This is a genomic window from Sphaerisporangium melleum (assembly GCF_014646695.1).
Lineage (GTDB): Bacteria > Actinomycetota > Actinomycetes > Streptosporangiales > Streptosporangiaceae > Sphaerisporangium > Sphaerisporangium melleum.
Map to the genome: position 1 here is coordinate 1 of NZ_BMNT01000088.1, position 6,467 is coordinate 6,467.

Below are 6,467 nucleotides of genomic sequence, written 5' to 3' on the forward strand. Positions count from 1 at the left end.
CACCCGCAGGTGCCCGCGGTCCTCGGCGCCGTTGTCGTCGCTGTGGCCGAGCAGCATCGTCTTGTCGTGGCTGGAGATGCGGTTCCAGGAGACGGTGACGTAGTCGCTGGCCCGCTTGATGTCGATCGCGCCGTCGTAGCCGTTGCTGAGCGTGTTGTTGCCGATCCACACCCGGGTCGAGTACTGCACGTTGATCGCATCGTCGTTCCAGTTCCGGAAGGTCAGGTTCCGGATGATGACGTTCGACGCCTTGTTCACGTTCAGCCCGCAGCCGGCGATGGTGGCCCCGGAGTTGCCGATCACGCTCTTGTTCGAGGTGACCTTCAGCATCCCGGAGCAGTTGATCGTCCCGGAGACCCGGATGATCGCCGGGTTGGACGACGAGAGCGCGCTGGTCAGCGCCGACGCGCTGTTCACCGTGATGGGGTTGCCGCTGCCGCCGGTGGTGCCACCGCCCTGGGTGGCCCAGCCCACCAGGTCGTTGGGGCCCGCCATCAGGGCCGCGCGGGCCGAGTTCGGCGCGGCGGTCGCGGACACGCCGTTCGCGATGCCGCCCGCCAGCGCCAGGCCCGATGCCGTCGCCAGGGCGAGCAGGACGCCCGCCCGCCTTCTTGTCACGATCACGCCCACGATCTACTCCTCGGGGTTCGTTGCGGCTACGCCGTACGCGTTCACATACGTGTACGGCATACATGTGAGCGAACGGCATGAACGTAAAAATCAGCCTCACGGCTGTCAAGGAGCCAGGTGAAGCAGGAGAAACCCACTGACCGGCCGGGCAATGCCACATGCCCGCCTAGCTGGGCGGTCCTTGATTCCCGTATGAGGAACAGGTTTCACATCTGTGAACGCCATGAAACGTTCAGGCGTATCGGCAGGTACCGGCACCCCGCGCGGTGCATGGGAGGAGCGTGCGACCACACCCGGGGGAGACCGTAGACCCGTGTTCGTCAGCGGCCGGAGATCGTACGGAGGGGGACCGTGCGTCGCCGCCCAAGGGACGGGCTACGGCTGTAAGACGTAGGCACGGGCCGCGACGACGCCCGTCTCCACCAGCGTCGCCACCAGGAAGACGACGGCCAACGTCCAGGCGATCCAGCCCATCGCCGCTGCGATCGCCGCGGCGATGCAAATCGCCAGCAGGAAAGGCCCGAGCAAGATCAGCCGGAACTGTCCGCGCCGCCACCTTCGAAGCCGTTCCGACCGCTCCAAGCAGGAGAGGGCCCACGGCGAGAGCCTGACCCGCAACCGCCGGTCCGCCAGTCGCTGTAACGGGCCGTCACTCAGCCAGGCATCCACAGAAGTTCGTTCCGACTGCTCCCAGAGCCGTGCCCAGTATTCGACCTGGGAGAGTAGCCGCAGGTCGGCCTGCTCGTCGTCGATCCAGCCGCGCAGCCTGGGCCACCGGGTGAGCAACGCCTCGTGCGCCAGTCGCACTCCCGCGGCGTCCGCCGTCAGCAGGCGGGCGGCGACCAGCACGGACACCACCCGCTCGACGTCCGCCGCTTCGTACCCCTCGGCGCAGGCGGCCCGCAGCAGATCGTCTCGAACCACCGCGACCGCATGAGGCTCGCCGTCCTCGTTCAGTAGCACCAGCCGGAGCAGCACCACGCGGGCGATGTGCCGGTCACGCTCCTCCAGACCCGCCAGGACGTTCTCCGCGGGCCCGGACAGCACCGCGCGCAGCCCGCCCATCTCGTTGTAGGCGGCGTGCGTCAGGTATCCGTCGGTGCGGCGCTCCCACAACAGCGAGAACACGAACTGCAGGAATGGGAGCGCCACGGACTCGTCACCGAAATCGGCGACGATGCGGTCCACCAGGCCCGGCTCGAAGGCGACACCGGCCCGCGCGGCCGGCGCCTCCATCGCCTCACGCAGCAGCGCTTCTCCGGCCGGTTTCAGCCAGACGATCGCCCGCGGTGTCATCAGGGCGCCGAGCGCCGGGTCCGTCATGGCGGCGTCCAGGTACTCCGAGCGCAGGACCACGATCGGCACGAGAACGGCACGCAGCGCGGGCCTGGTGATCAGATCCAGGAGTAGGCGGCGCTCATAGGTGGATCGCAGGGTGAGAAGCTCCTCCGCCGGGTCGAGGACGACGACGACCCTCCCGAACCGCTCGGCCAGCGAGTCGACCAGTTGGTGGAACTCCAGCGCCGGCCCCGATCCCCCGGCGCCCGGCAGCAGAGCGGTCAGCCGCTGGAGCAGCACGTCGGGGTCGAGGGCGGCCACGTCGAGCTCGACCACCGGCCACCGCTCACTGCCCGGCACCGCGCCACGGCGCAGTGCCGGCACCACCCCCGCCTGCACCAGGCTGGTCTTCCCCGAGCCCGCCGGGCCGCTGATCACGCAGATGCGCAGGTCGGCGAGCATGCCGATGATCTGGGCGATTTCGGCATGCCGCCCGAAGAAGTCGGCCGCCGACTCCTCGCCGAAGGGGGCCAGCCCCACGAACGGATTCCGCGGCGGCGCATCGTCCTCGTATGCCCGCCGCGACCGTACCCGGGTGCCGTGTGAGCTCGCGCTGAGGACGCGGCGGACCTCGGCCACGAAGCGCTCCTCCTCGAAGCCGTCCCGGAAGTCCAGCCACAAGAGCTCACGCAGGCCGGCGGGCAGCCACTCGGGGTCGGCGCCGGGCAGCAGGACGGGCACGACGACCCCCGCACCGTCCTGCGGGAAGGTCATCCCGATCCACTGGCGGGGGTCGAAGCCGGCGGTGACCAGGATGAGGACGACCGACCCGGCGGCCATCATCCGGTCGGCGGTCGGGCGATCGAGCAGGGGGTCCGGCGTCCTCTGGTCATAACGCCAGGCCACGACCGACGACGTGGCCTCCGAGCCCAGCACCTCCCGGACGTGCCGCGCCTGATCCGCCGCGTCCGGCGGGTACAGAACGAAGACGTCCGGTGCCGCGAAGCGGGTCGTGGGGTCGTAGGAGGGCTCAACGGGATGCCGCACCCGCCGCCCGGAACCGGGGACCTCGGGCGCGAAACCGGTCTCGCCGCCGGGCTCGGCCGCGGCCAGCTCGGCCACCGGGCTCCAGCGCGGCGCCAGGTGGGCGACGGCGGTGAGCAGCCCGCCGTAGGCGGCGGCGAGGCCGCGGCGCCGCTCGGACTCGGCCGGGTCGGTCACCACGCCCTCGCTGAACGCCGCACCCGGGTCGTAGGGGATGCGCAGGTCCCAGAAGTCCATGCCGCCCCGGGCGAGCGCCTCCGGCAGGTAGCGGGCGAACCGCTCGACGAAGACCCGCTGGAACTCCGCCGCCCGCCCGGGGTCGCTCTCGTCAACCCGGGACGGCACCACGACCATTTCCAGCGGGCGGTCGCCGCGCGCGGCGCGCACCTCCGGGGACAGGAAGTGCCGGACCATCGCGTCAGTGCCCTCGATGTTCTGCGCGTTCGGCGCGCACAGCGTCACGACCACGTCGGCGAGCTGGTAGGCGCAGACGCCGCCGGTCTCGGTCAGGCCGGTACGGCTGTCCACCAGCACGACGTCGTACTTCTCGGTGACCTCGCGGCGCAGCCACTCGAAGAACAGCTCACCGGACCAGGAGCGGTAGAAGTCGGTCCAGTCGAAGCGGCGCAGTTCGAGGCCGTACCGCGCCACCTGCTCGTCGGTGCGCCGCCGGCCGGCGGCGATCAAATCGAGCGCACCGGCCCGCTCCCGCTCGGGGTACACGGTGGTGGTGAACCGGCCGAGGTCGCGGAAGGTCGGCTCACCGGGGCCGCCGGACGACGCCACCGACATCTCGTACTTGTAGGCCAGCAGGAGGTCCAGCAGCCCTTCCCCGCCGCGGACGGCCGCGTGGTCGATGGGGAAGCAGTGCTCCAGGCCGGGCGCCTCCAGGTCGAAATCGATCATCAGGACGCGCAGGCCGCTGCGGGCCAGCAGGTCGGCCAGGTTGGCGAGCGCCATGGTGCGCCCGACGCCGCCCTTGTAGGAGTAGAAGGTGACGATCATGCCAGGCCCTCCCCCGCGATGAGCCGGCTCATGGCCGGGCTCGGATGGGCGTGCAGCTCGGAGGCGAAGTCGCGGAGCTTGCGTTCGTCGCGCGGCGCGTCCCGCACCACGTCGAGCGTGCGGGGCAGGCTGCCGCGCAGCCACCGCTCCAGGTTCGGCCGCCGGGGGACGCCCAGCTCGCACAGCGGGTCGAGGCCGACCCTGAACCGGTGGTCGGCGGTCAGCAGCCAGCTCGTCAGGTGCTCCCTGAAGCGTTCGTGCGGGGTGCCCGCCGCGGGGTCCAACGGGGAAAGGCCGACCAGCGCGGTCTGGTCACTGCCGGCGAACGGCGACGCGCGGAACACCCGGCGCAACTCCGGGTGGCACAGGGACAGCTCGTCCAGCACCAGCAGACAGCCCATCCGGGCGATCTTGTCGTACACGGGCCACATGGCGAGGTTGTCGGTCAGCAGGGCGTCGAAGGGGTAGGGCCGCAGCATGATGCCCCGGCCGCCGAGCGGGGCGGGGTCCCGATTGGCCTGGTCGACGGCGCGCGTGAGCAGGTCCTGGACGCTCTCGCCCGAGTCGGCGAACGGCCGCCAGCCCGCTCTCGACTCGGCGTAGCGGGCGAGCAGCCGGTCGGAGGCGTCCGCGCCGAGCGGGCCGAGCAGATCGCGCAGCGGCCCGGGCGGGTCCGCGAGCACCTCCCGCGCCTCGTCCCGGGTCATCGCGACCACCACGACCGGCACTCCGACCTGTGGCCAGGGCGTGGCGGGCACGTGCCGGGTGAGCGCGGTGTGCAGGCCACCGGCCAGCGCGGAGAGCGCCGTCTCGCGGGAGCCGCCGCCCGAGGTGACGACCCCGGTGAGGCCGAGCCGGCGCCGCACGTCCTCGGCCACCGGGTGCTCGGCCACGCCGAGCAGCGTCCCCGTGCGGCCGCGCGCGAGGTCCAGCACGCGGCGGGACCGGTCCGGGTCGTCGTCCATGGTGCGCAGGGCGACGTCGGAGAGCAGCACCGCCACGGCCCGGGCGGAGGCGACGAGGTCGTCGAGGACCGCGAGGTCGGCGGCGGTGGCGGTGAGCGCGGCGTTCGAGCTGCGCACCCGGTGGACCACGCCCAGGCGTAGCTTCAGCTCCTCGGCCGTCTCGTCGTCGGCGGGGGCGTGCAGGAGGAGCAGATCCGTGCCGATCTCGCGGGGGTGGGTGACGGGCGTGGGGGCCGGGCCGCGCCAGGCGCCGCGTTCCTGCAGCCGGCGCGAGACACTCTCCCCGACGGCCGCGCGTAACTGGTCGGGCGTGGTGAAGTGGCGCACCGTGTGCGCGCCGGCCAGCTCCGCGCGCAGCCGCCGGATATGCAGGCCGTGCTCGCCGTCACCGGTCACCGCGTCCACGTGCGCCATGTGCCAATCGGCGTCCTCGGGCACCATGAAGATCAGCCGGGGGATGCGCTTCTCACCCGCGGTGCGGTACTCCAGCTCGGTGATGGACAGCCGCCCTGGATTGCCGGCCTCCGGGACGGAGCCGTAGCGGTAGGCGAACAGGCCCACGTACAGATCACACGCGGCGACGTCCTTCAGGCAGTACTCGACGGGACGCTCGTCCCTGGACACGTAGTCCTCCATGCCGATCACGTCCAGCCCGAGGGCGCGCATGGCGTCGTACGCGGACCTGCGGTGCCACTGGAGGTCCGCCCACGTGGAGGAAAGGTAGACCTTGAGCGTCTTGTCCAGCGGAGCCTCCCGGTCAGCTCGACGCGGCCCCCCGACCCTGTCCAGGATCGTAACGCCGCCCCGCCGCCGGCGGCCCGGCGAACGGCTCTGCTGTTCCGGCGAACGGAGCCGAGGGTGGCCGAGCCGCTCCCGAAGCCCGGTTCCCGGGACGGGCGGCTCCACCATGGCCGCCCCAGAGACGGGTCCGCTGTGAGCCCACTTCAGGAAGAAGCCATCAGGTCACGCTCCAGGGACGGCGGTCCGGACGCGGAGGCTCCACAGGCAGGCTCCAGGAACCAGCACTTCAGGAGCCCGTGCATCAGAAGCCTGTGCTTCAAGGGCCGGTACCTCCGGAGCGGTCGAAGTGGTCGAGGAGGCGGGCGTACCGCTCCTCGACCGGCTCGGCGCCGAACGCGCCGGTGGGCAGCACCTCGCCCAGTGCCTCGCCGAGCAGCGCCATGCCCTTGCGCTCGGCGTCGTCCTGCGCCCGGCGGACGGCCGTCAGCAGCTCTTCGGCCAGCGTGCGGCTGTCGAGGCGCATGGCCCGCGGGGTGATCACGACGTCGAGCACCCGCCCGTCCGAACCCGCGGTGACCTTGATCCGGCCGTCGCCGCCCTCGCCCTCCCCGGTCAGCGACTCCAGCTCGTGCTGCCCCTGCTCCACCCATGCCATGATCCGCGCTGCCCGCTCGGCGTCCTTCTCCAGCTCGCCGTGCCGCCAGTTCGCGGGGTTCGGGTCCAGGTCCTCCATCAGAACCTCGGCAGGGGAGCGTCGCCTTCAGGTGACGGGGGAATGCCGTCCCTGACTGGTTTGCTCTCTGC

At 71.7% G+C, this 6,467-nt stretch carries 4 protein-coding genes; all 4 read right to left on the bottom strand.

The window, feature by feature from the left end; translation table 11 throughout:
- A partial coding sequence (locus tag IEY93_RS36945) for a pectate lyase family protein (protein WP_229691790.1) occupies nucleotides 1-630 on the bottom strand: 630 nt, incomplete at its 3' end.
- Nucleotides 631-1,005: 375 nt separating this feature from the next.
- On the bottom strand, nucleotides 1,006-3,957 hold the full coding sequence (locus IEY93_RS36950; RefSeq protein WP_189167817.1) for an nSTAND1 domain-containing NTPase: 2,952 nt from the start codon (nucleotides 3,955-3,957) through the stop codon (nucleotides 1,006-1,008).
- On the bottom strand, nucleotides 3,954-5,831 hold the full coding sequence (locus IEY93_RS36955; RefSeq protein WP_189167818.1) for a DUF4062 domain-containing protein: 1,878 nt from the start codon (nucleotides 5,829-5,831) through the stop codon (nucleotides 3,954-3,956). The genes IEY93_RS36950 and IEY93_RS36955 overlap by 4 nt, the downstream gene beginning before the upstream one ends.
- A 148-nt stretch (nucleotides 5,832-5,979) precedes the next feature.
- Nucleotides 5,980-6,396 carry a YbaB/EbfC family nucleoid-associated protein gene (locus tag IEY93_RS36960; protein WP_189167819.1) on the bottom strand — a complete coding sequence of 139 codons (417 nt, stop codon included), beginning with the start codon at nucleotides 6,394-6,396 and terminating at the stop codon, nucleotides 5,980-5,982.
- Nucleotides 6,397-6,467 lie beyond the last annotated feature (71 nt).

Bases quoted from the DNA above. Each gene is read 5' to 3' on its own strand.
- IEY93_RS36950 (WP_189167817.1), bottom strand. From the start codon at position 3,957: ATGATCGTCACCTTCTACTCCTACAAGGGCGGCGTCGGGCGCACCATG.
- IEY93_RS36955 (WP_189167818.1), bottom strand. From the start codon at position 5,831: ATGGTGGAGCCGCCCGTCCCGGGAACCGGGCTTCGGGAGCGGCTCGGC.
- IEY93_RS36960 (WP_189167819.1), bottom strand. From the start codon at position 6,396: ATGGAGGACCTGGACCCGAACCCCGCGAACTGGCGGCACGGCGAGCTG.